Below are 26,355 nucleotides of genomic sequence, written 5' to 3'. Positions count from 1 at the left end.
ACCGACTGCGTGAGATCGCGGCGACTGCCGGGTCGGGCCTTGCCGGCCGGTGCCGCCGCGCTGTACTCAGGAGCCGTCCGATGATCATTCAAGAAGACGACAAGGGCCTCGGCTTCCTGCTCGGCGACGCCGCACGGTTGCTCCGTAAGGTGATCGATCGCCGCCTGCAGCCGTTCGGCCTGACGCGCGCCCAATGGGCCGTGCTCGCGATGCTGGTCCGGCGGGACGGCCTGTCGCAGTCGGAGCTCGCCGACGCGCTGGAGATCGAGAAGTCGACGGTCGGGCGGCTGATCGACCACGTCGCGGCGAGCGGCCTGGTCGAGCGCCGGCCGATGGCGAGTGACCGGCGGCTCTGGCGGGTGCATCTGACCGAGCGGGCGCGACCGCTGATCGCGCAGGTGACCGAGGTGATCCTCGCGACCCGGACCGAGATGTTGAACGGCCTCACGCCCGACCAGCAACACCGGCTGAGCGACGGGCTCGCCGCCGTCAAGGCGAATCTCTCGGCCGCGCTCGAGACGGAGCCGCAGAACCGACCCGCGCCGCTGAGCGAGATCCTCTAGACGCCGGCCCGTTCGGACGCCGCGTCCCGGAGGTCGGCGTACTGGGCACGGCCGTACCCCATCGACCAGTTCTCCGGCAGCACCTCCACCAGATTGATGAACACGTCCTCGGGCCGAAGTCCGGGGCTCTGGCCGAGGCGCTCGACGATGCGGCGGAACAGAGCGCGCTTCTGGGCGAGCGAGCGCGTGTTGCTGACGGTGAGCTGGATCAGCACCAGGTCGTCGCTGCGGGGAACGCCCAGGTAGTGGGCGCCATAGACGAAGTCGTCGTCGTCGTGCTCGCTGATCACCATGAAGCGATCGTCCTCCGGCACGTCGAAGGTTTCGCGCATCGCCTCGTAGAGGCCCTCCAGGATGGCGCGGCGATAGGCGGCGGTCTTGCCCCGGCGCAGGGACACGCGGGTGAGCGGCATCGGTGATCTCCCTCCGGTTGATGCGGATGCATCCGAACGCTAGCGCCGCCCTTTTCATTTCTGTACTGCATGATACGCTGTTTCTATGATTTCCGAACGCAATGGTTCCGCGCGCGTGATCCCATGACCCTCGATGTCGACGCGGTCCGGGCCTTCGTGCTGGCGGCGGAGCTGAAGAGCTTCACCCGCGCCGCCGAGGCGCTGGACACCACCCAGTCCGCCGTCAGCCTGAAGATCCGCCGGCTGGAGGCACGGCTCGGCCGTCGCCTGCTGGAGCGCACGCCACGGCTGGTGCGGCTGTCGGCTGACGGGCAGGCCTTCCTGGAGCCGGCCCGCGGCCTGGTCGCGGCCCATGCGGGCGCGATCGCCGCCTTCGTGCCGGTGCACCGGCGCCTCGTCGTCGGCATCAGCCATCACGTGATCGGCCCGACGCTGCCGGCCCTGCTCCGGCGGATGAGCGCGGCGGCGCCGGACCTCGTGCTCGAGCTGCGGGTCGCCTCCTCGGGCGAGGCGCTGGTCGCGCTCGACGCCGGCGCCCTCGACGCCGCCGTGGTGCTGCAGCACGACGACGGCCGCCGCGGCGGCGAGGTTCTGCTCACCGACGCCTATGGCTGGATGGGATCGCCGGACTTCGTGCACCGCGCCGGCGAGCCGCTGCGGCTCGCCGCCCAGGCGGAGCCGTGCAGCGTCCGCGTCGCCGCGATCCACGCGCTCGAGGCGGCCGGCCTTCCCTGGACCGAGGTGTTCGTCGGCGGCGGCGTGGCGACGATCGGCGCGGCGGTCGCGGCCGGGCTCGCGGTGGCGGCACTGGCCCGCCGCGTCGCGCCGCCCGGCACGGTCGATCTCGGCGGACGACTCGGTCTGCCGGCGCTGCCGGACCGCGACGTGGTGCTGCACGCCACCGCCGCCGACCGCGAGGCCCGCGCCGCCCTGAAGCTGCTCGCGGCGGCGTTCCGGGCGACCACGTGAGCGCCGACGGCGCCGCGGCACCGCCGCCGCAGCAGGCGACGCCACGAAAAAAGCCCCGCGGACGTCTCCGCGGGGCTTCGTCGTTCGCGGCCGTGAAGCCGCGGCTCAGTGGGCGAGGATCGCCAGCAGCAGCAGCGCCACGATGTTGGTGATCTTGATCATCGGGTTCACGGCGGGGCCCGCCGTGTCCTTGTAGGGATCGCCGACCGTGTCGCCGGTCACCGAGGCCTTGTGGGCCTCCGAGCCCTTGCCGCCGTAGTGGCCGTCCTCGATGTACTTCTTGGCGTTGTCCCAGGCGCCGCCGCCCGAGGTCATCGAGATGGCGACGAACAGGCCGGTGACGATGACGCCGAGCAGCATGGCGCCGACCGCCGAGAAGGCGGCCGACTTGCCGGCGGCGCCGCCGCCGGCGATCACGTAGATGGCGAAGTAGACGACGATCGGCGACAGCACCGGCAAGAGCGACGGGATCACCATCTCCTTGATGGCGGCCTTGGTCAGCAGGTCGACGGCGCGGCCGTAATCCGGCTTCTCGGTGCCCTGCATGATGCCGGGCCGCTCGTGGAACTGGCGACGCACCTCCTCGACGATCGACGAGGCGGCACGGCCGACCGCCATCATGCCCATGGCGCCGAACAGGTACGGCAGCAGGCCGCCGAACAGCAGGCCGACCACCACGTAGGGGTTGGTCAGCGCGAAGTCGAGCTTGACGCCGGCGAAGTACGCGTGCGCCGAGGCGTTGGCGATGAAGTACTTCAGATCCTCGTTGTAGGCCGCGAACAGCACCAGGGCGCCGAGGCCGGCGGAGCCGATCGCGTAGCCCTTGGTGACCGCCTTCGTCGTGTTGCCGACCGCGTCGAGCGCATCGGTCGACTTGCGCACCTCCTTGGGCAGACCCGCCATCTCGGCGATGCCGCCGGCGTTGTCGGTGACCGGGCCGAAGGCGTCGAGGGCGACCACGAAGCCGGCCAGCGCCAGCATGGTGGTGACACCGACCGCGATGCCGAACAGGCCGGCCAGACCGTAGGTGATCAGGATGCCGGCGATGATCACGATGGTCGGCAGCGCCGTCGACTCGAGCGACACGGCGAGGCCCTGGATGATGTTGGTGCCGTGGCCCGTGACCGACGCCTTGGCGATGGTCTGCACCGGGCGGAAGTCGGTGCCCGTGTAGTATTCGGTGATCCACACGATCAGGCCGGTCACGGCGAGGCCGACGACGCCGCACACATAGAGGGCCCAGCCCGAGTAGCCGACACCGGCCAGCGGGCCGAAGCCGATCAGCGCGTAGACGACGCCGGCGATGCCGATCAGCGACAGGAGCGCGGTGGCGACGAAGCCGCGATAGAGCGCGCCCATGATCGACTCGTTCGCCGGCAGCTTCACGAAGAAGGTGCCGATGATCGAGGTGATGATGCACAGGCCGCCGATGCCGAGCGGCAGCGTCATCATCGGCATCAGGAGGTCGGTGCCGCGGAAGAAGATCGCCGCCAGAACCATGGTGGCGACCGTGGTCACCGCATAGGTCTCGAACAGGTCGGCCGCCATGCCGGCGCAGTCGCCGACATTGTCGCCGACGTTGTCGGCGATCGTCGCCGGGTTGCGCGGATCGTCCTCCGGGATCCCGGCCTCGACCTTGCCCACCATGTCGCCGCCGACGTCGGCACCCTTGGTGAAGATGCCGCCGCCGAGACGGGCGAAGATGGAGATCAGCGAGGCGCCGAAGCCGAGCGCCACGAGCGCGTCGATCACGACGCGCGAGTCGGCCGACATCTTCAGGGTGCCGACCAGGAAGCCGAAATAGACCGTGACGCCGAGCAGCGCCAGGCCGGCGACCAGCAGCCCCGTGATGGCGCCGGCCTTGAAGGCCATGTCGAGACCGCCGGCGAGCGAGGCGATCGCCGCCTGGGCGGTGCGGACATTGGCGCGCACCGAGACGTTCATGCCGATGAAGCCGGCGGCGCCCGACAGCACCGCGCCGATGGCGAAGCCGACGGCCACCAGCCAGCCGAGGAAGACGCCGAGCAGAAGGAAAATAACGACGCCGACAATGCCGATGTAAGTGTACTGGCGCTTGAGATAGGCCTGCGCGCCCTCGCGCACGGCGGCTGAAATCTCCTGCATCCGCGCGGATCCGGCGTCCGACGCCATGACCGAGCGCACGGCCCATACGGCGTAGACGATCGATAACGCCCCGCACAGGACGATGACCCACAAAGCTGTCATTGAAGACCCTCGATTGTGTCGCTGGCAGAAGTGCCCCGGGCGGGGCGCATGTCACGGCCGGATCCCCACCAGGCCGGCCGTCAGCAATTCCGCGCGGCGGACATTGCCAAAAAGCCTATTGCGACGCAATCGAAACCACGGCGTCTCGGGCGAAGGTCGAAGGCCGGCCCTCACGCCTCCGGGATGTTCCGGAGGCGCGCGGCGAGCGCCACCCAGCCGAGCAGCGCGACCGCCACCAGGACGCCGCCGAGCACCACCTCGGCGACCAGCGGCCAGCCGTCCCGGGCCAGCATCTGGCCCGACGCGAAGGATCCGAGCGCCATCGTGCCGAATATGAGAAAATCGTTGACGGCCTGGACCTTGTTGCGCTCGGACGCGGTGTGGCAGGCGGTCACCAGCGCGGTCGCTCCGACGAAGGCGAAGTTCCAGCCGACCCCGAGCAGGATCAGCGCCCCCCAGAAATGGGCGAGCGACGTGCCGGCCCAGCCGACCACGGCGGAGGCCGCCGTCAGGGCGAGGCCGGCGCCGATCACCCGGCCGGTGCCGTAGCGCACGATCAGCGAGCCGGTGACGAAACTCGGCGCGTACATGGCCATCACGTGCCACTGCAGCCCGAGCGCCGCGTCGGTGACCGAATGGTTGCACGCGATCATGGCGACCGGCGCGGCCGTCATCATCAGGTTCATGGTGGCGTAGCTGGCCAGCGCGCAGATCACCGCCGTGATCAGCCGCGGCTGGCGGAAGATCACGGCGAGCGGCCGCGGCGGCGCCGCCGCCCGCACCGCGCCGGAGCGCTGGTCCGGGAAGCGCACCAGGAGGAGCACCAGGGCCGCCACGACGGCGACGGCCGCCTGGGCCAGATAGCTCGCCGCGAACACGTATTGGGGCAGCAGATCCTTGGTCGCGATGATCAGCTGCGGACCGAACACGCCGGCCATCACGCCGCCGGCCAGCACCCAGGACACCGCCTTCGGCTTGAAGGCGTCGCTCGCCGTGTCGGCGGCGGCGAACCGATAGGTGAGATGAGCCGCGGCGTAGAGCCCGCCGCACAGCGTCCCGGCGCAGAACAAGGGAAAGCTCGCGAGTATCACCCCGGCCGCACAGATCAGGCCGGCGAGCAGGCCGATCAGCGTGCCGAGCTCGAAGGTGACGAGGCGGCCGTAGCGCTTGGCGATCGCGCCGACCGGCAGCGTCCCCATCCACTGCCCGACCACGAAGGTCGACACCGGCACGGTGGCGAGTGCCGGATCCGGCGCCAGCATGGTGCCGACCAGGCCGGCGGTACCGAACACCACGGCCGTGTTGCCGCCGGCGAGCGCCTGCGCGACGGCGAGCACGAGGGCGTTGCGGCGGGCCAGCCGGTCGTCGATCCCGGCAGGCGCTTCGGCGAGGGCGGTCATGACGGACTCCGAAGGCAGGGCGCCGGAGAGTTCCCGCCTTCCGCCCGGACAGCAAGAATTTTCTCTGCGCAGGAGCCCTTCGGCGACGGCACGCCCGGGGGGCGTCGGAATCGACGCGCAAAACTGCGTATAGAACGCAGATGCGCTTGATATTTGCGCGCGATGCGCAATTATTGACCCGTTGCCTTGCGCCCCTCCCCGTCCCGGCCGCACCCTTTCATCAACGCGCCGGGCCCCGTTCGTCAATTCTGCGCGTTTCGATCACAGAGAGGTCTTCTCGTGAACCAGATTCCGATCAAGCGCGCCGTCGAGCGCGTCCCCGGCGGCATGATGGTCGTCCCGCTGATGCTCGGCGCGATCATCGCGACGCTCGCTCCCGGCACGCCGAAGTTCTTCGGCTCCTTCACGGGCGCCCTGTTCACCGGCGCTCTCACCATCCTGGCGGTCTTCTACGTGTGCATGGGCGCCAGCATCGACTTCAAGGCGACGCCCTACATCGTCAAGAAGGGCGGCACCCTGTTCGCCGTGAAGATCGGCATGGGCGTGCTCGCCGGCGTCGTGCTCGGGCGGCTGCTCGGCGAGGCGCCGATCGACGGTGGCCTGTTCGCCGGCCTCTCGACGCTCGCCGTGGTGGCGGCGTTCAACGACACCAACGGCGGGCTCTACATGGCCCTGATGGGCCAGTACGGGAAGCCGCGCGACGTCGGCGCCTACACGATCATGTCGCTCGAGTCGGGGCCGTTCCTGACCATGGTGACGCTCGGCGTCGCCGGCCTGTCGGCGTTCCCCTGGCAGACCCTGGTCGGCGGCATCCTGCCGCTCGTCGTCGGCATGATCCTCGGCAATCTCGACCGCGAGCTGCGCGACTTCCTCGCCCGCGCCGTGCCGGTGATGATCCCGTTCTTCGCTTTCGCGCTCGGCGCCGGGCTCGATCTGACCAAGGTCTGGCAAGCCGGGCTGCTCGGCGTCGGCCTCGGCGTCGCCGTCGTGGTGCTGACCGGCATCCCGCTGTTCTTCGCCGACCGGCTGACCGGCGGAACCGGTGTCGCGGGCGTGGCCGCCGCCTCGACGGCCGGCAATGCCGCGGCCGTGCCGGCCATCATCGCGGCGTCGAACCCGGTCTACACCGAGGCCGCCAAGCACGCGACCATCCTGGTCGCCGCGGCCGTGGTGGTGACGGCCATCCTGGTGCCGCTGGTGACGGCCTGGACGGCCCGCCTGGTGGGCGCGCCCGCCGACCTCCCCGACGAGCCGGTCGAAGCCGAGGCCGTCCCGTCCGAGGCGAAGGGAGCGTGAGATGGCGGCCGTCGCCCCGCGCCACGCGCCGCGTGCCTGGCTCATCGTCGCCGACGACCTCACCGGCGCCGCCGACACCGGCATCGCCTTCGCCCGACGCGGTCTCGCCACCGTGGTGACCTGGCGTGACGGGGACACTTGGGGCGACGCCACCGCCGGGCACGGCATCGGCGACGTGCCGGTGATCGCCGTCGACACCGACAGCCGCCGGCTGCCGGCGGCGGCCGCCGCGGCCCGCCAGTCGGCCGCGCTCGCCGCGCACCGGACGCAGGGCCGCATCGTCTACAAGAAGATCGACTCGACGCTGCGCGGGCAGCCCGCCGCCGAGACGGCGGCGCTGCTCGCCGATCTGCGCCGCCACGATCATCGCACCATCGCGTTCGTGGCGCCGGCCTTCCCGGCGACCGGCCGCACCACCGAGGCCGGGCGGGTGCTGGTGAACGGGCAGCGGCTCGAGGACACGCCGATCTTCGCCCGCGACCACAGCTACGACACGGGCGCACTGCCCGAGGTGCTGAAGACCGCCGGCCTCGAATCCGGCGTCGTGCCGCTCGATCAGCTGCGCCGCGGCGCCGGCGTGGTGCGCGGCATCGTCGAGAACGCCATGGCGGAGGGCTGCGACGCGGTCGTCTGCGACGCCGCGACGCCCGAGGATCTGCTGGTCGCCGCCGAGGCCGTGCTGCCGCTCGCCGACAGGATGCTGTTCGTCGGCACCGGCGGGCTCGCCTCGGCGCTCGCCCGGCGGGTCGCTCCCGCCGAGCCGCCGCCGCCCGCCCTGCCCCCGGTGACCGGCCCGGTGCTGGTGCTGGTCGGCAGCGTCGCCGAGGCGTCACGGGCCGCCGCCGACGCGCTCGCCGCCTCCGGCCGGGTCACCCCTGTTCAAGTACCCGAGGCGGTGCTGCGCGCCGCGCCCGGCGCCGACACGGCCGGCCGCGAGCTGACCGCCAAGATCGGCGCCGCGCTCGGCGACGGCCATGTCCTGGTCGTTACCGAGTTCGGCCCCGGCAGCGACCTCGCCGCCGGCGGCGCCGTCGCGGCGCGGCTCGCCGACCTGGTCGGCCCGGCCACCGCCCATCTCGGCGGTCTTGTCGCCACCGGCGGCGACACGGTCTGCGCCCTGCTCGGCCGCATCGGCGTCACCGGCATCCGCCTCGTCGACGAGGTCGAGCCCGGCGTGCCGCTCGGCGTCACGGTCGGCGCGCTCGCGCTGCCGATCGCCACCAAGGCGGGCGGCTTCGGCACCGACGCCACCCTGCTCCACTGCCTCGACCGCCTCACCACCACCTCCCCCGCCTCCGAGAAAGCCTGATCGATGCCCGGACCCGTCATTGCCGTCACCATGGGCGACCCTTCCGGGATCGGTCCGGAGATCGTCGTCAAGGCGCTGGCCCACGCCGACGTCTACGCGATGTGCCGGCCCGTGGTGATCGGCGACGCCGTCCGGCTCGCCGAGGCGGCCGAGATCGTCGGCCGGTCGCCGACGATCCACGTGATCGACAAGCCCGCCGATGCGATCGGCACGGTCGGCACCATCGACTGCATCGACCTGAAGGCGGTGCCGCCCGGCCATCCGTTCGGCCAGATGCTCGCCGCCTCGGGCGAGGCGGCCTATCGCTACATCGCCAAGGCGGCCGAGCTGTGCCGGACCGGCGAGACCGACGCGATCTGCACGGCGCCACTCAACAAGGAGGCCCTGCACGCCGCCGGCCACTCGTTCCCGGGCCACACCGAGCTGCTTGCGCATCTCACCGGCACGCCCGAGGTGTCGATGATGCTGGTCGGCCCGAAGCTGCGGGTGATCCACGTCACCACCCATATCGGCCTCACCGACGCGGTGGCGAAGATCGAGCCCGGCCTGGTCGAGCGGGTGATCGCCCGCGGCCGCGCGACGCTCGTCGCCGCCGGCATGGCGAATCCGCGAATCGGCGTCTGCGCCATCAACCCGCACGCCGGCGAGAACGGCCTGTTCGGGCACGGCGAGGAGGAGGCGAAGATCATCCCGGCGATCGAGGCCTGCCGGGCCCGCGGCTGGTCGGTCGAGGGGCCGCTGCCGGGCGACACGCTGTTCTTTCGCGCCTATCGGGGCGATTTCGACCTCGTCGTCGCCATGTATCACGACCAGGGCCACATCCCGATCAAGGTGATGGGGCTCGAGGCGGGGGTGAACATCACGGTCGGCTTGCCTGTGATCCGCACTTCGGTGGATCATGGTACCGCATTCGACATCGCCGGCCGCGGCATCGCGGACGAGGGCAGCATGATCGAGGCGCTGCGGCAGGCCGCCGAGCTGGCGGTCCGCCGTTAGCGGACGGGGCGGGGCATGCGCGTCACGCTCGGCCCGATGTGCATTTGTGGATGTCGCTTTCGCGGCCCGTCGGGACTTTAATGACACGGAGGAGCCGTCTGGTCCGGACACGGGCCATCCGCCCTCCGTGGCCGGACTGCAGGGACGGACTCGCGCCCCCGAATTTTCGGACACGTCGGAGAGACAGTTCAAAGGTGTCATGCGGCGACGACGCGAACGCGAGCAGCAGATCCTCGACCTGATCCGGTCCGGCGAGGAGAATGTCGAGGAGCTGGCGCGCCGACTCGACGTGTCGCTGTCGACCATCCGGCGCGACCTGCAGCGGCTCTCCGGCACTGGCGCCGTCACCCGCACCTATGGCGGCGCCATCCTGTCGCGGCCGGCGCCCGAGACGACGCTGTCGAGCCGCGAGCACATCAACCTGCAGGCCAAGCAGGCGATCGCCGCGGCGGCCGCCGCGCTCGTCGAGGACGGCGAGCGCGTGCTGCTCGACGTCGGCTCGACCGTCGAGGCGCTCGGGCTGCGGCTGAAGGAGCGCACCCTCTCGATCGTCACCAACAATCTGGCGCTGGTGCCGGTGTTCTCCCAGTCGGAGACCATCACGCTGACCGTGCTGGGCGGGACCGTGCGATCGATCAGCATGGGCACGTTCGGGCCGCTCGCCGAGCTCGCGGTGCGCCGGCTCACCGCCGACAAGCTGTTCCTCGGCGCCGACGGCGTGGTGGCGGGCCGCGGCCTGTGCGAGGCGACGCAGGAGCAGGTCGCCCTCAAGGAGGCGATGGTCGCCCAGGCGAGCGCCGTGTTCCTGCTCGCCGACGCCTCCAAGCTCGGCAACGCCCACCAGCCCGCCTGGCTGCCGCTGATGCGGCCGTGGACGCTGGTCACCGACGCCGGGGCGACCGAAGCGCAGCTCGCGCCGTTCCGCGCCCTGCCCGGCGTCACGGTGGTGATCGCGCCCGTCGCCGCGCCGAGCCGCCGTCCCGCCGCGGAAGACCTCGAGGACGCGCTGGACTGAGACTCATTTCGGCGAATCCCTTCGCCGTCATTCCGGGGCGCGGCGAAGCCGCGAACCCGGAATCCAACGGCAAGCTCGGGATCGCGGACTGGATTCCGGGTTCGGCCCGGAGCCTGTGCTCGGGCGGCGCGACGCGCCGACCCGAGTGCGCCGCCCCGGACCGATCCCGACTTGATCGATCGAATGCGGATGCTTCGGTGCCGCCCCTCCCCGCTCAATGCGGCGGCTGCGGCTCGATCAGCCGGCGGCGGCGACGCTTGCGCATGGCGACGATGTTGAACGCCTCGACGGCGCCCGCGAAGGCCATCGCGAAGTAGATGTAGCCGCGCGGGATGTGCACCTCGAAGCCGTCGGCGACCAGCGCGACGCCGATCAGCACCAGGAAGGCGAGCGCCAGCATCTTGGTGGTCGGATGCGCGGCGACGAAGCGCGCCACCGGGCCGGACGCGATGAACATCACGGTCACGGCGATCAGCACGGCCGCGACCATGATGCGGATGTCCTGCGCCATGCCGATCGCCGTGACGATCGAGTCGATCGAGAAGACGAGATCGATGACGATGATCTGCAGGATCACCAGACCGAACGCCGCCTTGATCACCGGGCCGGCGCCGGGCTCGTCCTCCTCCTCGGCCGCCTCGATCTCGGCGTGCATCTCGTGCGTCGCCTTGGCGATCAGGAACAGGCCGCCGACGATCAGGATGATGTCGTGCCAGGAGAACGACCGGCCGAGCGCCGAGAACAGCGGCGCCGAGAGGCTCATCAGCCAGGTCAGGGTGAACAGCAGCAGGATGCGGAACACCAGCGCCAGCCCGAGCCCGAGTTTTCGCGCCTTGTCGGCGATCGTGGGATCGAGGCGCGAGACCAGGATCGAGATGAAGACGACGTTGTCGATGCCGAGGACGATCTCGAGCGCGCTCAGGGTGACGAGGGCGGCCCAGGCGTGCGGGTCGGTCAGAAGATCGAGCATGGTCGGCGCGGCTCTCTCGGATCGGCCGGCGGCGCGTGCGGACCGGCGGCGGGGGTGTGCGGCAAGATGCGCAGGTGCTCGGGGTTATCCGGGGAGGTTCGGCCGGGCGCAAGGGTTCCGCCCCGCGGCGTCAAGCCGCGTCAGCCTGCCGCAGCCGTCCCCGACGATCCTGGTTAGCCCGCCCGGGCGAGAGGCCAGTGCGCCAGCACGGCGTCGCCGATCATCCACGCGCCGATGGCGAGGAACACGACGCCGATCGCCTTGGAGAAGCGGGTCGTCACGGCGATCTTCTCGGCCCCCATCACGAGGCCGAGCAGCGCCATCCAGACCACGTTCATCACCCCGACCGCGAACATCACCAGCATCATGGCCCAGCAGCAGCCGAGGCAGAACAGGCCCTGGCGGACGCCGAGCCGGAACACGGCGGCCGTGGCGCTCGACCAGCGCAGCAGGAAGAACGGGAACGGCCGCTGGCAGCGCGTCACGCAGGCGAACTTCAGCGGCGAGAACTGGTAGACGCCGGCGCCGATGAACACCGCGCCGGAGAACAGCGGGCTCGCCGAGGCCATGGCCGGGTCGAGCAACGCGGCGCTCGTGAGCGCCGCCTGGAGGGCGGCGGCGACCAGCGCGAAGAGAAGCCACACCCCGGCATAGCCGGCGATCAGGGCGACCGGCGAGGCGACCGGCTCGCCGCGGCGCTCCGCCTGGGCGGCGATCTCGGCATAGGCGAGGATCATCGGGCCGGCGGTCGGCAGCATCATGGCGAGCGCCATGGCGGCCCACATGCCGGCGAGCGTCGCGATCCCGGCGAGTCCGAAGCCGGCCTGGTGGCCGAAGCTCGGGCTGCAGATCGCGTCGGCCAGCGCCTTGGCGAAGCCGTCGAGCGGCACGCCGCCGGTCACGAGGTCGAACAGGCCCATGCCGGGGCCCATCGCGGCGGCCGAGCCGACCATGCCGCCGCCGGGCGTGCCGGCGCTGGCCATGCCGGCCACCATCAGGCCGAGATAGACCCAGCCGAGCCCGGCCAGCACGACCAGGCAGGCGAGCGCGACGACGATCGGTCGCGCCAGGAGCGGCACGCCGGACGGCCGGCCGCTCGGCGGGTCGGCGAGACGGGAGGGATCGGCCGTGTCGGTCATGCTCGGGCTCGTTCGGCCGACCGGTCGGCGGAGGGCCGACGGACCGGCGACTGGGGGGCACCACACATCGTCCATAGCGCATCCGTTCGACGGGCGCATGCGGGCGGCTGCGGACTCGTCCGCTCCCGGCGCAGGGCACCGGACGGACGCTCGCGGTCACGGAACCGACGCCGCGAAGGCCCGGGCGACGAGGCTCTGATACCGCTCGCGGTGGCGCAGCAGGTGGAAGCTCCGCACCGGCAACGTGAAGGGCGCCTGCACGAGCTGGCCGGACCGCAGGCCGGGCGCCGCGACCAGGGCGGAGATCACCGTGACGCCACCGCCGGCCTCGACGGCCGCCCGCACCGCCTCGTTCGACGGCAGCTCCAGCACCACCCGCAGCCGCCCCGGATCCTCTCCGGCCGCCCGCAGCGCATCCTCGAACTCCGAGCGGGTGCCCGAGCCCGGCTCGCGCAGCACGAACTCCGCCTCCAGGAGATCGCTCGGCGCGACCGCGCCGCGGTCGGCGAACGGATGGCCGGGCGGCACCACGAGGATCAGCCGGTCGCCCGGAAACGCCCGCTCGGCGAGCGTCGGCAGATCGACGGCGCCCTCGACCAGGCCGAGATCGGCGTCCCCCTCGGCCACCGCCTTCGCGACCTGCGCCGTGTTGCCGACGATCAGCCGCACGGCGATCTGCGGGTGGACGCGGCGGAACGCCACCAGCCGCTCCGGCAGCCAGTAGCCGGCGATGGTCTGGCTCGCCGCGACCGTGAGGCTGCCGCGGGCGAGCCCGGCGGTCTCGGCGAGCGCCAGCTCGGCCGCAGCGGCGCGCGCCAGCACGGCCTTCGCCTCGGGCAGGAAGGCGCGGCCGGCGTCGGTGAGCGCGATGCGGCGGCCGACCCGGTGGAACAGCACGGTCGCGTGGCGCGCCTCGAGCGCGGCGATCGCGGCGCTGACGGCCGACTGGACGAGGCCGAGCGCCTCGGCGGCGCGCGTCATGTGCTGGCGCTCGGCGACGGCGACGAAGATGCGGAGCTGCTCCAGCGTCACCGCCGCCCCCCAAAGGAAGCGGCGACCCGTGTGACACGCCGCCTCAGCCGAAGATCTCGACCAGGCCGAGGCTGAACAGCGCGATGAACAGCGTGGCGGCGGCGCCGAGCGCCAGCGGCCGCAAGCCCTTGGCGGCGAGCTTCCGCACGTCCGTCTCCAGGCCCATGGCGGCGAGCGCCACGGTCAGCAGCACCGTGGTGGCGAGCACGATCCAGCTCCGCGTCACCGGATCGATCACGATCACGCTGTTCACCCCGCACAGGCCCAAGAAACCGAACACGAACCACGGCACCGGCGGTTTTGCCCGCGCCGTCCCGGCGCCCGCCCCACCCGCCTCCGTCGTCCCGCCACGGCGCGCGATCCAGAGGCCGAGCAGCAGCACCACGGGCGCCAGCATCATGACCCGCGACAGCTTGGCGATGGTGCCGACATGGCCGGCCTCGCCGCCCGCCTGGAAGGCCGCCGCCAGCACCTGGGCGATCTCGTGGATCGAGGCGCCGGCCCACAGGCCGTAGGCGCGCGGCCCGAGATGCAGCACCTCCGGCAGCAGCGGGTACAGCACCATCGCGAGCGAGCCGAACAGCGTCACGCAGGCGACCGCATAGGCGACGTCCTCGTCCGGGGCGCGGGCGGCCGTGTTGGCCGCCACCACGGCCGAGGCGCCGCAGATCGAGGTGCCGGCGGCGACCAGCCGGGCGAGCCCGGGCTCGACCCCGAGCCGTCGCCCGAGCCACAGCGTGAACAGGAAGGTGGCGGCGAGCGTCGCGGCCAGGATGGCGACGCTCGACCAGCCGAGCTCGACGATGTCGGCCACGGTGAGCTGCAGCCCGAGCAGCACGATCGCGGCCCGCAGCACCGGGCGCATGGCGAAGCCGAGCCCCGGCTGCGCCGCGGCCGGCGTGCCGACGAGGTTGCGGACCGCGATGCCGACGACGATCGCCAGGATCATCGGGCTGAGCACCGCGACGCCCGGCACCTGCCGCAGCGCCAGGGCGAGCGCCGCCACCGCACCGGCCAAGGCGAGACCGGGCCACAGCGCGCGGAGCGGGGATTTTCGGGGCGGCGCCGGGCATTCGGCTTCCTGGTCGATGGCGGGTGCGGTCTGGACAACGGGCGGCATCGGGCTCTCCTGGATGGATCGGCACCAGAAAAGCCGAATGCAACTTGATCAATCCAACGACTTATTCTGTTCGAAACGATCTGTAAATCAGATCGATAGCTCCCGCGACGCTGCCGCCGCTTCGCAGCGGCCCGCCGGATCGACTAAGACGGGCGCGGGTCGCGGCGCGATCGCGGCCGGCGTGCGAAAGGGCTTTCGGAGATGACGGGCGGCAACGGCGCGATGACGAAGACCTCCGACGTCGTGGTGGTCGGCGGCGGACCGGCCGGGCTGATGGCGGCCGTGGCGATCGCCTCGACCGGCGCCGGCACGATTCTGGTCGCCGGCAAGCCGGTCGTTCGCGACAACCGGACGACCGCCCTGCTCGCCGGATCGGTCGACGCCCTGACGGCGCTCGGCGTCTGGGAGGGCTGCCGCGCGCAGGCGGCGCCGCTGCGGGCGATGCGGATCGTCGACGACACCGGCCGCCTGTGGCGCGCTCCCGAGGTGCGGTTCGACGCCCACGAGATCGGCCTCGACGCGTTCGGGTGGAACATCGCCAACCGCGACCTCGTCGCCGCCCTGGAGGCGCGCGCCGCCGCCTTCGCCAACCTCACCATCATCCGAGACGACGCGACCGCCGTGACGATCGGCGACGACACCGTGACCGTCGCGGTGGCGGACGGACGGATCGTCACGGCGCGCCTCGCGGTCGGAGCGGACGGGCGCAAATCGCCGGTGCGCGACGCGGCCGGGATCGCCACACGGGGCTGGCGCTATCCTCAGACGGCGCTCACCTTCAATCTCAGCGCATCCCGCGATCACCGCGATATCTCGACAGAATTCCACTCGCCTGCGGGACCGTTCACGCTCGTGCCGCTGCCCGGCCGGCGGGTCAGCGTGGTGTGCGTCGTGACGCCGGCCGAGGCCGAGCGCCTGCAGGCGCTCGACGGCCCGGCGCTCGACGCCGAGATGGAGCGGCGGTCGCATTCGATCCTCGGCACGGTCGCGGTCGAGCCCGGCCGCGGCGCCTTCCCGCTCGCCGCCGAGACGGCGACGGCGCTCGGCGCCCACCGGGTCGTGCTGGTCGGGGAGGCCGGCCATGTGGTGCCACCGATCGGCGCCCAGGGCCTCAATCTCGGCGTTCGCGATGCGGCCACGATCGCCGAGCTGGTCGCCGACGCCCGCCGCGACGGCCGCGATCCGGGCGACATCGAGGTGACGGCCGGGTACGACCGGCGCCGGCGCGGCGACGTCACCAGCCGGACGCTCGCCGTCGACCTTCTCAACCGCAGCCTGCTGAGCGACCTCCTCCCCGTGCAGGGGGTGCGCGGCGCCGGCCTGTGGATGCTCTCCCGGCTCGGGCCCCTGCGCCGCCTCGTCATGCGCGAGGGCGTCGCCCCCCGCCTCGCCGAGCCGAAGCTCCTGCGGGGCGAGACGCTGGGGTGATGCGCGACCCTCGCCCGCCCCGTCATGCCCGGACTCGTCCCGGCCATCCACGATCTTCCGAGCTGCCTCGCCGTGAGGACGTGGATGCCCGCGACGAGCGCGGGCATGACGGCGGAGTGCGAGGTTTCGGCCCCTACCCCAAAAAATTCAGCGGCAGCCGGTGGGTCTTGATCAGCCACAGCACGGTCGTGACGGTGAACACCGAGACGACGATGCCGACCATGATCAGGCTCGACGCCTCGGCCACCCAGGTGTCGTACTGACGCGCCAGCACGAAGATCGACAGCGCGGTCGGCAGCGCGGCGAGCAGCACGGCGGTCGCGACCCAGGTCTCGCCGAACGGCCCGAGCAGCGACAGGAGCGTCAGCGCCACCACCGGGTGGACGAGGAGCTTCACGGCGATGGCGATCGGCATCTCGGCCGAGAGCCGGTCGACCGGGCGCATCGCCACCGTGACGCCGAGCGCGAACAGGGCGCAGGGCGCCGCCGCGTTCTGAAGAAATTGCAGGAGCCGGTCGAGCGCCACGGGCGGGCGGACCTCGAGCGCCGCCGAGGCGACGCCGAGCACGCTCGCCACGATGAACGGGTGGAGCGCGATCCGTCGCACCACGAGCCGAAGCGTCGCGAACGCCCCGGCTCCACCGCCGCGGGCGAGCGCCATCAGGAACGGGGCGAGCGAGAAGACGAGCAGCGTGTCGAAGCAGAACACCAGCGCGACGGGCGCCGCCGCCTCGGTGCCGAGCGCCGACACGGCGAGCCCCGGCCCCATATAGCCGACGTTCCCGAACGAACCGGCGAGCCCGATGATGGTCGCCTCGGCGAGCCGCCCGCGCCGCAGCGCCAAGGCGATGCCGAAACTGATCAGGAACGCGGTGAAGGTGGCGAGCGTCGTCGCCACGATGAACCAGACCTGGCCGAGCTCGCCGGCCGGGGTCTGCGAGAGGACTCGATAGAACAGCGCCGGCAGTGCCACCCAGATGACGAAGAAGTCCATCCAGGCGAGGCCGGAATCGGGGATGCGGGCGAACCGGCCGCAGGCCATGCCGAGAAAGATCAGGCCGAAGAACGGCAGCGCGAGATTGAGGACGTCGATCATGCGGCGGTCACGGGCGGGCGGCGGTGAACGAACGAGCCTTCGGGTCGGCGCGCGGTGATCGTCCCGACGAAGGTCGCAGGATGCCGGTCGCGCCGCCCGGCTTGGCGGCGGCCGCTCGTTCCACTAGGCTCGTCGGGCGAGAACGCGATCCTACTTAGAGCATTTCCCGACGGCCAGCGCAGCGCCACGCCGCGCAGGCAGCCCATGCAGAACGTCGCGGCGTTTCCCGATTCCGGTGTGCGCGCGCGCCGTCGAACGGTCCCGACAACGGCGGAACAGGGTCGATGAAGCTTCCACGCAATTTCTACAAGCCGCTCGCCATCGGCGCGCCCGCGCCCTGCCGCGAGCTCCCGGTCCGGCTCGAGCGGATGATCCATTTCGTGCCGCCCCACATCGAGAAGCTGCGCGCGAAAGTCCGCGAGCTGACCGGCCAGGTCGACGTCGTGCTCGGCAATCTCGAGGACGCCATCCCGGCCGACTGCAAGGAGGAGGCCCGCCGCGGCTTCATCGAGATGGCGCGGCAGACCGACTTCGGCGCGACCGGCCTGTGGGTGCGCATCAACGCGCTGAACTCGCCCTGGGTGCTCGACGACCTGTTGGAGATCGTCGAGGCGGTCGGCTACAAGCTCGACGTGGTGATGATCCCCAAGGTCGAGGGGCCGTGGGACATCCACTATCTCGACCAGTTGCTGGCGCAGCTGGAGGCGCGCTACGGCCTGCGCAAGCCGATCTTCATCCACGCCATCCTGGAGACGCCGGAGGGCGTGAACAACGTCGAAGCGATCGCGACCGCCTCGCCGCGCATGCACGGCATGAGCCTCGGCCCGGCCGACCTCGCCGCCTCGCGCGCCATGAAGACGACTCGGGTCGGCGGCGGCCATCCCGAGTACAAGGTGCTGGCCGACGCGACGGCGGCGGGCGGCCCGCGCACCGGCTTCCAGCAGGATCTGTGGCACTACACGCTCGCCCGCATGGTCGACGCCTGCGCGGCGGCCGGCATCAAGGCGTTCTACGGCCCGTTCGGCGACTTCTCCGACCCGGAGGCGTGCGAGGCGCAGTTCCGCAACGCCTTCCTGCTCGGCTGCGCCGGCGCCTGGTCGCTGCATCCGAGCCAGATCGACATCGCGAAAAGGGTGTTCTCGCCCGATCCGGCCGAGGTGACGCTCGCCAACAAGATCCTCGAGGCGATGCCGGACGGCAGCGGCGCCGTGATGATCGACGGCAAGATGCAGGACGACGCGACCTGGAAGCAGGCCAAGGTGGTGCACGACCTCGCCCGCCTGGTCGCCGCCAAGGATCCCGAGATGGCCGCCCGCTACGGGCTGTGACGGCGCGGTTCCGGGTGCCGCGCACCGGCCGGCGGCCCCGCCGGTCGGCGCCGGTGGCCCCGGGGTGGGCTTCCGGGACGAAGTCCAGGGCTGCGACCCGGGAAGGGCCGAGACCCTGTTCCGCGGCTCGTCAATGCGCTATTTTCCGGATCATGAGGAAGGCGCGCGTCGGCAAGTACACGATCGGCCAGGTTGTACGGCACCGGATCTATCCGTTCCGGGGCGTGATCTTCGACGTCGACCCGGTCTTCGCCAACACCGAGGAGTGGTACGAGGCGATTCCCGAGGAGGTCCGGCCCTCCAAGGACCAGCCGTTCTACCACCTCTTCGCCGAGAACGCCGAGACCGAGTACATCGCCTACGTGTCGGAGCAGAACCTCCTGCCCGACGACTCCGGCGAGCCGGTCCGCCACCCGCAGGTCTCCGAGGTGTTCGAACGCGACGAGGACGGCTCCTACCGCCGCCGGTTCGAAGTGCTGAACTGAATCGTCGAACCGATCCGCGCCACGATCATCGTCCCTCATTCCGGGGCGCTCGGCCGAACGCCGCGCCTCGAAGGATGGGGTCGAGGCGCTGCGGTCCAGGTGGCCACATGGTTCGAGACGGCCGCTTCGCGGCCTCCTCACCATGAGGGTCTCCTCACCACGACGATTGCGGCGGCTCTCGGATCGTCGACGGCCACCAACAAAAAAAGCGCGCCCATCGGCGCGCTTTTTCGTGTTCGTCGAACCGAAGTCTCAGCGGCCGGGCTGGGCGCCGGCGGCCGGGGCGCCACCCTGGCCTTCGAGCTTCTTGCGTGCCTCCTCGGCCCGCTTCTGGAGCTCGTCCTGCAGCTTCTTCTGCTGCTCCTCGAACACCTTCGGGTCGGTGGGCGGGCCTTCGTTGGCCTTCTTGAAGTCGGTCAGCGGCAGCGGGAACGAGATCGCCGCGCCGGCCAGGTTGATGGCCTGGATGGTCAGCATCTGGCCACCCTTGAGCTTGGTGATCATGTCGGGCGTCGCCTCGTAGTCGGCCATGCAGCCGTTGGCGAAGCAGGTGAAGAACGGGCCGGTCATCGGCTGCTGCTGGTCGATGATCACCCGGGTGCCGTACTGGAGCTGCAGCGGCGACGGCAGGGTGATGCGGAACAGCTTCTTGGGCTCGCCCTCCGGCTCGATCAGGGCGGCGGCGATCACCGGCTGGCCGGCCTCGGTGCGGGCGTCCTTGCCGGTGAAACAGACCTGCTTGGCGTTGGCGTCCTGGCCCTTGCCGCAGAACTTCGCCCACGGCGAATAGATGAGCTGCGGCCCCTGCTGCTGGCCCTGTTGGCCCTGCTGGGCCTGCTGCGGCGCCGCCGGAGCGGCCGGCGCCTGGGCGGGCGCGGCCGGTTTCTGCTGGGCGGCCGCCGGCGGTCGGGCGGGCTGCGCCGGCTGGGCGGGGCGCGCCGGCTGGGCCGGCGCCGGGCGCGCCGGCTGGGCGGGCTGGGCGGGCTGGGCGGGCTGCTGGGCGTGCGCGGCCGGAACGGCCAGCGCCGAGATCGACACGAACGCCGCCATTGCCTTCGAAAGCGATCGCCGCACCGGACGAGCCGGTGCAATTGGGCTCAGACGGGTCATGAAAATCCTCTTTGAGTTGCCGTGTCGCTGCGGCGGCCTGGTCGTCGATGCACCGGCGGGCGACGCGTCCCCTGGCGAGGGCTGTAACACCGTCTAAATGCGGCAGTAAAGTGGCCCGGTCGACGACCTTAACGCGCGCGCGGCAAGGGTTTTCGGTTTTCGCCGCGAGCGCGGGGAACGGCCCGGCGCGGGGGTGCCTCGATGACGCCCGACGGTAGCAGATCCCGGACCCGCGTCCACGCTCGCGTCCGTGCTAGCCTCCCACTGATGCGACGAAGACGAATCGCCTGCCGCCCGTCCGCCGCCGGCCCGGCCCGCCGTCACCCGACGGACCGGCGTCTCGGATCGGTCGCGATCGCGGCCGTCCGGCTCGCGGCGCTCGTGCCCAGCCCCCTCCTGCTCGCCGCCTGCCTGCTCGCCGCCTGCCTGCCGACCGGCCCGGTCGCCGCCGGCGAGCCCACCCGCGCCGAGCCGACCCACGCCATCGCCATGCACGGCGCCCCGGCCCTGCCGCCGGACTTTTCGCATTTCGCCTATGTGAATCCCGACGCGCCGAAGGGCGGCCGGCTGACCATGGGGCTGCTCGGCACCTTCGACAGCCTCAACCCGTTCATCGTCCGCGGCATCCCCGTGCAGGCGGTGCGCGGCCACGTCTACGAGAGCCTGCTCACCCGCGGCTACGACGAGCCGTTCACGCTCTACGGCCTGCTGGCGAGCCGGGTCGAGACCGACCCGGACCGCAGCGTCGTCACCTTCACGATCGACCCGGACGCGACATTCTCCGACGGCGTGCCCGTGACGGCCGACGACGTGATCTTCTCCTGGGCGCTGCTGCGCGACCACGGCCGGCCGAACTACCGCACCTATTACGCCAAGGTGGCGAAGGCCGAGGCGCTCGGTCCCCGGAAGGTGCGCTTCGACCTGGCCGGCGCGAACGATCGCGAGCTGCCGCTGATCCTCGGTCTGATGCCGGTGCTGCCGCGCCACGCGACCGACCCGGCGCATTTCGAGGAGACGACGCTGAAGCCCCCGCTCGGCAGCGGCCCCTACGTGGTCGAGAGCGTCGACGCCGGCAAGAGCGTCACGCTCACCCGAAACCCGCGCTGGTGGGGCCGCGACCGCGCCGTCAATCGCGGCCTGTGGAATTTCGACACGATCCGGTTCGACTGGTACCGCGACGACAACGCCTGGTTCGAGGCGTTCCGCAAGGGCCTCTACGACATCCGGGTCGAGACCGATCCGGGCCGCTGGGAGACCGCCTACGGCTTCCCGGCGGCGCGCGACGGCCGCGTGGTCAAGGAGGAGTTCCCGACCGGGCTGCCGCGCGGCATGGCGGCCTTCGTGTTCAACACCCGCCGGCCGGTGTTCGCCGACCTCGCGGTGCGCGAGGCGATCGTCCGCTTGTTCGACTTCGAGTGGATCAACCACAACCTGTTCTTCGATCGCTATCGCCGCACCGGCAGCTTCTTCGAGGGCAGCGAGCTGTCGCATCGCGGTCGCCCGGCCGACGCGACCGAGCGCGCCCTGCTCGCGCCCTTTCCCGACGCGGTGCGGCCCGACGTGATGGCGGGCACCGATGCGCCGCCCGTGTCGGACGGCTCGGGACGCGACCGCGCGGCCCTGAAGGCCGCCCTCGATCGCCTCGCCGAAGCCGGCTATGCGCTCGACGGCGGCGTGCTGCGCCACCGCGCGACCGGCCAGCCGCTGACCTTCGAGATCCTGGTCACCACCAAGGATCACGAGCGCCTGGCGCTGGCCTTCGCCCGCTCGCTGGAGCGGGCCGGCATCGTGCCCGCGATCCGGGTGGTCGACGCCGTGCAGTTCGAGCAGCGCCGCATCCAGTTCGACTTCGACATGATCCCCAACCGCTGGGACCAGTCGCTGTCGCCCGGCAACGAGCAGGCCTTCTACTGGGGATCGGCCTCAGCCGGCGAGCCCGGCAGCCGCAACTACATGGGGGTGCGCTCGCCGGCCGTCGACGCGACGATCGCGGCGCTGCTGCGCGCCCGCTCGCGCGAGGACTTCGTCTCGGCCGTGCGGGCGCTGGACCGGGTGCTGATCTCCGGCCACTACGTCGTCCCTTTGTATCACCTGCCGACCCAATGGGTCGCCCGATGGAGCGATGTCCGGCCCCCCGCCGCGACCTCGCTGTATGGCTGGCTGCCGGAAACATGGTGGCGCGCGGGCGGCCGCTAGCTAATCTCGTCGTCGGATCGCTCGGACGATTCGCGGGGCCGCGGACACGGCCGCGGGCTCGTGATCAGATCTTCTGGGACGCGACGATGATTCTCGGCGACACCTCTCCGGACGAGCTTCTGCAGGCGCAGCACGCCGGCCGGGTCACCTTCGACGACCTGATCGCCCGCGCCATCGCCCGCGCCCCCGACGCCGTCGCGCTCGTCGACGCCCCGCACCGCCCGACGGCCTGCGGCGGCCGGCCGCTGAGCCTGACCTGGGTCGAGGTCGACCGCATCGTGTCGAACATCGCGCAGCGGCTGCGCGCTCTCGGCCTGCCGACCGACGCCGTGGTGGCGCTGCAGGGGCCCGGCACGGCCGAGCAGATCCTCGCGCTCCTCGGAATCGTGCGGGCCGGCATGATCGCGGCGCCGCTGCCGCTCTTGTGGCGGCGCGCCGAGCTGCGCGAGGCGCTCTCCCGGGTCGGCGCCAAGGCGATCGTCGCCGCCGGCCGGGTCGGCGAGATGCGGCTCGTCGACCTCGCCATGACGGCGGCGGCGGACTGCTTCACGGTGCGCTGCGTCGCCGGCTTCGGACCGGATCTGCCGGACGGCATGGTGCCGCTCGATCCGCTGCTGACCGAGCCCTCCCGGGGTTCGGTGCCGCCGGTCGACCGGCCCGTGAACCCGGCCGCGCATGTGGCGGTCGTCACCTTCGACACGGATCTGGGCGGTCCCGTCGCGGTCGGCCGCAACCAGGTCGAGCTTTTGGCCGCCGGGCTCTCGATCGCCCTCGAATGCCGGATGGAGCACGCCACCACGGTGGTCTCGACCCTGCAGCCGTCGTCGCTCGCCGGGCTCTCGACCGGCCTGGTGCCGTGGCTGTTGCTCGGCGGCACGCTCGCGCTGCACCCGCCGTTCGACGCCGGCGTGCTCGGCGATCAGCTCGACGCGCTCGACGCCCGCGTGCTCGCCGTGCCCGGCCCGCTCGCCCAGCGCCTCGCCGAGGCCGGCGTGCTCGGCCGCGCCGCGAAGCTCGCGAGCGTCATCGCCGTGTGGCGGACGCCGGAGCGACTCGCCGCGGCGGCCGACTGGACGATCCGGGATTGCGCGCTGGTCGATCTCCAGGTGTTCGGCGAGACCGGGCTGATCGCCGCCCGCCGCGGCACCGACGGCCGCCCTGCCGCGATCACGGCCGGCGCCGTGACGGCGCCCCGCACCACGCCGGGCGCGACCTTGGTCGCCGAGATCGCCCGCTCCGACCTCGGCACGCTGAAGATCCGCGGCTCCATGGTGCCGCGCTACCCGTTTCCCCCGGGGGCCGAGCGCGGCACCGCGCCGTTCCTGCAGGTCGGCCCGGACCTCTATGTCGACACCCGCCAGCCCTGCCGTGTCGAGAAGGCGACCAACGTCCTCACCGTCACGGCGCCCCCGTCCGGCTTCGTCTCGATCGGCGGCTACCGGGTGGCGCTCGCCGAGATCGAGCGCGTCACCGACGAGATCGCGCCCGGCACGACGCTGCTGGCCCTGCCCGACATTCTGATGGGCCAGCGCCTGTTCGGCCATGCCGGTCACGGCGAGGAGACCCGCGCCGCGTTGATCGAGCGCGGCGTCTCGCCGCTCGTCGTCGCCGCCTTTCGGGACCGCCGCGCCGCCGCGGAGTCGGCGGCGGCGTGATCACGTCGGCGGCCTCTCGTGCGGCCGCCGAGACGCCGCGCTCAGTCACGGAAGCGTTGACGCGACGTTAACGGCGTTCGCATAGGCTGCGCGGTGCCCCGCTCGAGGAGTGCCGATGTCGCTGCAAGGCCCCGTGATCGTGATCGCCGAGGACGCCGATCCGGTTCTCGTGCGCGCGCTCGAATCCGCCGGCGCCGCGCCGGTGGTCACGGCGCCGTGGGCGAAGGCCGCCACGGCGATCGCCAAGCAGGTGCCAGCCGGCCTGGTGATGCCGCAGGCCGCCGACGCGCCGACCGCAAAAGTGCTCGACAAGGTCGGGCAAGCGCTCGCCGAGCACGCGGTGTTCACGCCGGTGCTGGCCGCCCCCGTCGAGGGCCTTCGTGATCATCTCCGCGACGCGCTGCCGATCGCCGCCGACGCCTCGTGCGAGCGCATCGTGGCGCGGCTCGCCTCGGCGCAGCGGGTGCGCACTCTGCACGCCACCGTCGTGCGCCGCGCGACGCTCGTCGCCGCGCCGGACGTCGCCGCGCCGGACGTCGACCCCGACACACCCGACGGGCCCGACACCGATCCGCTCGACGACGCCACCGTGCTGGTGTGCGGCCGTGGCCGCACCTATCCGGGGCTCGGCACCGCGGTCGGCGAGCGGCTCGGACTGATCGGCGCGCTCGGCATCGAGACCGCCGCCCGCTACCTCAACGCCCGCGACGTCGACGGCATCGTGATCGGCGACGGCTTCGGCCCGCGCACGCTCGAAGCCTTCCTCACCGCGCTCGCCGAGGATCCGCGCTTCCGCGACCTCCCGGTCGCGCTCTTGCCCGAGTGTCCTGCGACCTTCGACGCGGTGCGGCTGCCCAACATGGAAAACCTCGCGGGCGAGCCGGCCGCGGTCGTCGACGCGCTGGTGCCGCTGGTGCGGCTGCACGCGCTCGAAGCACGCCTGAAGCGCCAGCTCGCTTCGCTCGACGCACAGGGGCTCGTCGATCCGACCACCGGCCTGTTCACCATCGCGGGCTTCCTGCGCGATCTCGCCCGCGCCGTCGACGAGGCCAAGACGCGCGGCCAGGCACTGTCCATCGCCCGCTTCTCGTTCCCGCCGACGCTCGACCAGCGCGCGAGCCTCGACGCCGCGCGGCTCACCGTGCGGGTCGTCCGGAACGTCGACTTCGCCTGCCGGGCGAGCGACGGCTCGATCCTGGTGACGTTCCAGGCGACGCCGCTGGAGAAGGCCCACGCGGTCGCGCGCCGCATCGCCAGCGTGCTGCGCCACACCATGCTGGCGCCCGCCGACGACCCGACCGGCCGCATCGACGCCTCCGTGACGCTCGCCATGCTCAAGCCGACCGACACGGTCGAGACCCTGCTCGCCCGCGTCTCCGAACCGGCCCCCGTGGCGGCGGAGTGACGCTCGGACGCGCTGCGGCGCGGCTCACCAGACCGGCACGCCGATCCGCCGCAGCACCAGACCGAACAACCACGCCCACGCGACGCCGAACAGGGCTCCGGCCGCCACCGCGATGACGACGCCGACCGGACCGGTCGGTGGGCTCGCCCACAACATCCAGGCGGTCCACACGACCGCGACCAGCACGGCGGCGGTGCGGCGCGACACGCGGGACCGGGGCTTCCGACGGTCCGGCGCGACGGGGGATGGCGCGACGGAGTTCTGCATGGCGGTTCCTCCTGATGCGCCGATCCTGCGCCGAGCGGGGCCGACGGTTCGGTGATCCGGATCACACGGAGCCGGACGGATCGGGCTTGTCGGGCGGCGGCGCGGCCCTATTCTCGCGGGCGACCCGCGCCTTTTTCTTCGGTGGAGCCCCGATGACCGACACCGCCCCCGACGTTCCCGGGCTGACCAGAATGCCGATCGACGTCGTCTCCGACGTGGTCTGCCCGTGGTGCTTCATCGGCAAGCGGCGCTTGGAGCGCGCCCTCGGCGCGGTTCCCGACATCCCGGTGACGGTGCGCTGGCGCGCCTACTTCCTGAATCCGTGGGTGCCGCGCGGGGGGATTTCCCGGCGCGCCTATCTCGAGAAAAAGTTCGGCTCGGTCGAGCGCTACATGGCGAACGCGCCCCGCATGGTCGCCGCCGCCGAGGCCGAAGGCCTCGTTTACGCGATCGACAAGATGACCTGGCAGCCCAACACCATCGACTGCCACCGCCTGATCCACTGGGCGGGCGAGCGGCAGCCGGACCTCGCCGGCGCCATGAAGCAGCGGCTGATGGCGCTGTACTTCTCCGAAGCGGCCAATCTCTCGGAGCGTGACGTTCTGGCTCAGGCCGCCGCCGACGTCGGCCTCGACCCCGACGTGATCACGTCCCGACTCGCGACCGACCAGGACGAGGCCATCGTCACCGAGGAGGCCGAGGCCGCACAGCGCGCCGGCGTCGATGGCGTTCCGTGCTTCGTCTTCGGCGGCGTGCTCGCCGTGTCCGGCGCGCAGTCGTCCGAGTACCTTTCGGAGGCGATCGGCCGGGCGTTCGATGCCTTTCAGCAGAAGGTGGCCGCGGGCGAGATCGCGGAGCCGGAGCGGCGCCCGTATTGAGGCCTGCGGATCCCGGCCTGCGGAACCCGGCCCGCGGCGTGCCGCGGCGCCGCGGCGAC

Annotated in this window: 23 protein-coding genes; 13 read left to right on the top strand and 10 right to left on the bottom strand. The window is 72.0% G+C overall.

Going from position 1 to position 26,355, the window contains the following annotated elements; genetic code table 11:
* The first annotated feature begins 80 nt into the window (after positions 1–80).
* Positions 81–563, top strand: coding sequence for a MarR family winged helix-turn-helix transcriptional regulator (locus tag ACFSOX_RS02505; protein WP_378476209.1), 483 nt, complete (start codon positions 81–83; stop codon positions 561–563).
* Here the strand turns inward: ACFSOX_RS02505 and ACFSOX_RS02500 are convergent.
* Complete coding sequence (locus tag ACFSOX_RS02500) at positions 560–976, bottom strand: tautomerase family protein (RefSeq protein WP_378476208.1); 417 nt, start codon at positions 974–976, stop codon at positions 560–562. The two genes, ACFSOX_RS02505 and ACFSOX_RS02500, sit on opposite strands and share 4 nt — an antisense overlap.
* A 123-nt stretch (positions 977–1,099) precedes the next feature.
* Between ACFSOX_RS02500 and ACFSOX_RS02495 the strand changes: the two genes are divergently transcribed.
* Positions 1,100–1,945, top strand: coding sequence for a LysR family transcriptional regulator (locus ACFSOX_RS02495; protein WP_378476207.1), 846 nt, complete (start codon positions 1,100–1,102; stop codon positions 1,943–1,945).
* Between the two features lie 105 nt (positions 1,946–2,050).
* On the opposite strand, the gene ACFSOX_RS02490 is transcribed toward ACFSOX_RS02495, so the two are convergent.
* Positions 2,051–4,171: a sodium-translocating pyrophosphatase gene (locus tag ACFSOX_RS02490; protein WP_378476206.1), complete on the bottom strand. Its 2,121-nt coding sequence runs from the start codon at positions 4,169–4,171 to the stop codon at positions 2,051–2,053.
* 170 nt (positions 4,172–4,341) lie between these two features.
* Positions 4,342–5,571, bottom strand: a complete 1,230-nt coding sequence (locus ACFSOX_RS02485) for an MFS transporter (protein WP_378476205.1) — start codon at positions 5,569–5,571, stop codon at positions 4,342–4,344.
* A 279-nt stretch (positions 5,572–5,850) separates the two neighbouring features.
* On the opposite strand from ACFSOX_RS02485, the gene ACFSOX_RS02480 reads away from it, so the two are divergent.
* The 4 genes from ACFSOX_RS02480 to ACFSOX_RS02465 all read left to right on the top strand — a co-directional run bounded on the left by ACFSOX_RS02480 (position 5,851) and on the right by ACFSOX_RS02465 (position 10,187).
* A complete protein-coding gene (locus tag ACFSOX_RS02480; RefSeq protein WP_378476204.1) occupies positions 5,851–6,867 on the top strand; it encodes a 2-keto-3-deoxygluconate permease in 1,017 nt (338 codons plus the stop codon).
* Position 6,868: 1 nt separating this feature from the next.
* Positions 6,869–8,176 (top strand): four-carbon acid sugar kinase family protein, encoded by a 1,308-nt coding sequence (locus ACFSOX_RS02475; protein WP_378476203.1) that lies wholly within the window; start codon positions 6,869–6,871, stop codon positions 8,174–8,176.
* Positions 8,177–8,179: 3 nt separating this feature from the next.
* Positions 8,180–9,172 carry a 4-hydroxythreonine-4-phosphate dehydrogenase PdxA gene (gene pdxA / locus ACFSOX_RS02470; RefSeq protein WP_378476202.1) on the top strand — a complete coding sequence of 331 codons (993 nt, stop codon included), beginning with the start codon at positions 8,180–8,182 and terminating at the stop codon, positions 9,170–9,172.
* 199 nt (positions 9,173–9,371) lie between these two features.
* A complete protein-coding gene (locus tag ACFSOX_RS02465) occupies positions 9,372–10,187 on the top strand; it encodes a DeoR/GlpR family DNA-binding transcription regulator (RefSeq protein WP_378476201.1) in 816 nt (271 codons plus the stop codon).
* Between the two features lie 214 nt (positions 10,188–10,401).
* Here ACFSOX_RS02465 and ACFSOX_RS02460 read toward each other — a convergent pair whose 3' ends face one another.
* From ACFSOX_RS02460 to ACFSOX_RS02445, 4 genes are all read right to left on the bottom strand, one after another.
* The gene (locus ACFSOX_RS02460; protein ID WP_378476200.1) at positions 10,402–11,157 is read right to left on the bottom strand and encodes a TerC family protein; all 756 of its coding nucleotides are present in this window, start codon (positions 11,155–11,157) and stop codon (positions 10,402–10,404) included.
* 173 nt (positions 11,158–11,330) lie between these two features.
* On the bottom strand, positions 11,331–12,296 hold the full coding sequence (locus tag ACFSOX_RS02455; protein ID WP_378476199.1) for a DUF2182 domain-containing protein: 966 nt from the start codon (positions 12,294–12,296) through the stop codon (positions 11,331–11,333).
* 156 nt (positions 12,297–12,452) lie between these two features.
* Positions 12,453–13,328 (bottom strand): LysR family transcriptional regulator, encoded by an 876-nt coding sequence (locus ACFSOX_RS02450; RefSeq protein ID WP_378476198.1) that lies wholly within the window; start codon positions 13,326–13,328, stop codon positions 12,453–12,455.
* Positions 13,329–13,371: 43 nt separating this feature from the next.
* Positions 13,372–14,448, bottom strand: a complete 1,077-nt coding sequence (locus tag ACFSOX_RS02445) for a YeiH family protein (protein WP_378476197.1) — start codon at positions 14,446–14,448, stop codon at positions 13,372–13,374.
* 222 nt (positions 14,449–14,670) lie between these two features.
* Here ACFSOX_RS02445 and ACFSOX_RS02440 point away from each other — a divergent pair, with 222 nt between their 5' ends.
* Entirely contained in the window at positions 14,671–15,876 is a 1,206-nt protein-coding gene (locus tag ACFSOX_RS02440; protein WP_378476196.1) for a UbiH/UbiF family hydroxylase, read from the top strand.
* A gap of 133 nt (positions 15,877–16,009) precedes the next feature.
* Here the strand turns inward: ACFSOX_RS02440 and ACFSOX_RS02435 are convergent, their stop codons facing one another.
* On the bottom strand, positions 16,010–16,972 hold the full coding sequence (locus ACFSOX_RS02435) for an AEC family transporter (protein WP_378476195.1): 963 nt from the start codon (positions 16,970–16,972) through the stop codon (positions 16,010–16,012).
* Between the two features lie 284 nt (positions 16,973–17,256).
* Between ACFSOX_RS02435 and ACFSOX_RS02430 the strand changes: the two genes are divergently transcribed.
* Positions 17,257–18,300 carry an HpcH/HpaI aldolase/citrate lyase family protein gene (locus tag ACFSOX_RS02430; protein ID WP_378476194.1) on the top strand — a complete coding sequence of 348 codons (1,044 nt, stop codon included), beginning with the start codon at positions 17,257–17,259 and terminating at the stop codon, positions 18,298–18,300.
* Positions 18,301–18,452: 152 nt separating this feature from the next.
* A complete protein-coding gene (gene hspQ / locus ACFSOX_RS02425; RefSeq protein WP_378476193.1) occupies positions 18,453–18,785 on the top strand; it encodes a heat shock protein HspQ in 333 nt (110 codons plus the stop codon).
* 252 nt (positions 18,786–19,037) lie between these two features.
* Here hspQ and ACFSOX_RS02420 read toward each other — a convergent pair whose 3' ends face one another.
* Positions 19,038–19,835: an invasion associated locus B family protein gene (locus tag ACFSOX_RS02420; RefSeq protein ID WP_378476192.1), complete on the bottom strand. Its 798-nt coding sequence runs from the start codon at positions 19,833–19,835 to the stop codon at positions 19,038–19,040.
* Positions 19,836–20,384: 549 nt separating this feature from the next.
* Here ACFSOX_RS02420 and ACFSOX_RS02415 point away from each other — a divergent pair.
* The 3 genes from ACFSOX_RS02415 to ACFSOX_RS02405 all read left to right on the top strand — a co-directional run bounded on the left by ACFSOX_RS02415 (position 20,385) and on the right by ACFSOX_RS02405 (position 25,151).
* Entirely contained in the window at positions 20,385–22,091 is a 1,707-nt protein-coding gene (locus ACFSOX_RS02415) for an extracellular solute-binding protein (RefSeq protein ID WP_378476424.1), read from the top strand.
* Between the two features lie 86 nt (positions 22,092–22,177).
* Positions 22,178–23,746 carry an AMP-binding protein gene (locus tag ACFSOX_RS02410; RefSeq protein ID WP_378476191.1) on the top strand — a complete coding sequence of 523 codons (1,569 nt, stop codon included), beginning with the start codon at positions 22,178–22,180 and terminating at the stop codon, positions 23,744–23,746.
* Between the two features lie 115 nt (positions 23,747–23,861).
* Complete coding sequence (locus ACFSOX_RS02405) at positions 23,862–25,151, top strand: GGDEF domain-containing protein (RefSeq protein WP_378476190.1); 1,290 nt, start codon at positions 23,862–23,864, stop codon at positions 25,149–25,151.
* A gap of 24 nt (positions 25,152–25,175) precedes the next feature.
* Here ACFSOX_RS02405 and ACFSOX_RS02400 read toward each other — a convergent pair whose 3' ends face one another.
* A complete protein-coding gene (locus tag ACFSOX_RS02400; RefSeq protein ID WP_378476189.1) occupies positions 25,176–25,418 on the bottom strand; it encodes a hypothetical protein in 243 nt (80 codons plus the stop codon).
* Between the two features lie 152 nt (positions 25,419–25,570).
* Between ACFSOX_RS02400 and ACFSOX_RS02395 the strand changes: the two genes are divergently transcribed.
* Entirely contained in the window at positions 25,571–26,296 is a 726-nt protein-coding gene (locus tag ACFSOX_RS02395; RefSeq protein ID WP_378476188.1) for a DsbA family oxidoreductase, read from the top strand.
* The last annotated feature ends 59 nt before the right edge of the window (positions 26,297–26,355 follow it).

Source organism: Rhodoplanes azumiensis, assembly GCF_042682915.1.
GTDB classification, from domain to species: domain Bacteria; phylum Pseudomonadota; class Alphaproteobacteria; order Rhizobiales; family Xanthobacteraceae; genus Rhodoplanes; species Rhodoplanes azumiensis.
This window is presented reverse-complemented; position numbering and strand designations above follow the sequence as displayed.

Excerpts from the sequence above, each read along its gene's own strand:
- ACFSOX_RS02465 (WP_378476201.1), top strand. The coding sequence starts at position 9,372 with ATGCGGCGACGACGCGAACGCGAGCAGCAGATCCTCGACCTGATCCGG.
- ACFSOX_RS02395 (WP_378476188.1), top strand. The coding sequence starts at position 25,571 with ATGACCGACACCGCCCCCGACGTTCCCGGGCTGACCAGAATGCCGATC.
- ACFSOX_RS02455 (WP_378476199.1), bottom strand. The coding sequence starts at position 12,296 with ATGACCGACACGGCCGATCCCTCCCGTCTCGCCGACCCGCCGAGCGGC.
- ACFSOX_RS02410 (WP_378476191.1), top strand. The coding sequence starts at position 22,178 with ATGATTCTCGGCGACACCTCTCCGGACGAGCTTCTGCAGGCGCAGCAC.
- ACFSOX_RS02495 (WP_378476207.1), top strand. The coding sequence starts at position 1,100 with ATGACCCTCGATGTCGACGCGGTCCGGGCCTTCGTGCTGGCGGCGGAG.
- ACFSOX_RS02440 (WP_378476196.1), top strand. The coding sequence starts at position 14,671 with ATGACGAAGACCTCCGACGTCGTGGTGGTCGGCGGCGGACCGGCCGGG.
- ACFSOX_RS02460 (WP_378476200.1), bottom strand. The coding sequence starts at position 11,157 with ATGCTCGATCTTCTGACCGACCCGCACGCCTGGGCCGCCCTCGTCACC.
- ACFSOX_RS02405 (WP_378476190.1), top strand. The coding sequence starts at position 23,862 with ATGTCGCTGCAAGGCCCCGTGATCGTGATCGCCGAGGACGCCGATCCG.
- ACFSOX_RS02500 (WP_378476208.1), bottom strand. The coding sequence starts at position 976 with ATGCCGCTCACCCGCGTGTCCCTGCGCCGGGGCAAGACCGCCGCCTAT.
- ACFSOX_RS02485 (WP_378476205.1), bottom strand. The coding sequence starts at position 5,571 with ATGACCGCCCTCGCCGAAGCGCCTGCCGGGATCGACGACCGGCTGGCC.
- pdxA (WP_378476202.1), top strand. The coding sequence starts at position 8,180 with ATGCCCGGACCCGTCATTGCCGTCACCATGGGCGACCCTTCCGGGATC.
- ACFSOX_RS02420 (WP_378476192.1), bottom strand. The coding sequence starts at position 19,835 with ATGGCGGCGTTCGTGTCGATCTCGGCGCTGGCCGTTCCGGCCGCGCAC.
- ACFSOX_RS02475 (WP_378476203.1), top strand. The coding sequence starts at position 6,869 with ATGGCGGCCGTCGCCCCGCGCCACGCGCCGCGTGCCTGGCTCATCGTC.
- ACFSOX_RS02430 (WP_378476194.1), top strand. The coding sequence starts at position 17,257 with ATGAAGCTTCCACGCAATTTCTACAAGCCGCTCGCCATCGGCGCGCCC.
- ACFSOX_RS02505 (WP_378476209.1), top strand. The coding sequence starts at position 81 with ATGATCATTCAAGAAGACGACAAGGGCCTCGGCTTCCTGCTCGGCGAC.
- ACFSOX_RS02490 (WP_378476206.1), bottom strand. The coding sequence starts at position 4,171 with ATGACAGCTTTGTGGGTCATCGTCCTGTGCGGGGCGTTATCGATCGTC.
- hspQ (WP_378476193.1), top strand. The coding sequence starts at position 18,453 with ATGAGGAAGGCGCGCGTCGGCAAGTACACGATCGGCCAGGTTGTACGG.
- ACFSOX_RS02415 (WP_378476424.1), top strand. The coding sequence starts at position 20,385 with ATGCACGGCGCCCCGGCCCTGCCGCCGGACTTTTCGCATTTCGCCTAT.
- ACFSOX_RS02445 (WP_378476197.1), bottom strand. The coding sequence starts at position 14,448 with ATGCCGCCCGTTGTCCAGACCGCACCCGCCATCGACCAGGAAGCCGAA.
- ACFSOX_RS02400 (WP_378476189.1), bottom strand. The coding sequence starts at position 25,418 with ATGCAGAACTCCGTCGCGCCATCCCCCGTCGCGCCGGACCGTCGGAAG.
- ACFSOX_RS02435 (WP_378476195.1), bottom strand. The coding sequence starts at position 16,972 with ATGATCGACGTCCTCAATCTCGCGCTGCCGTTCTTCGGCCTGATCTTT.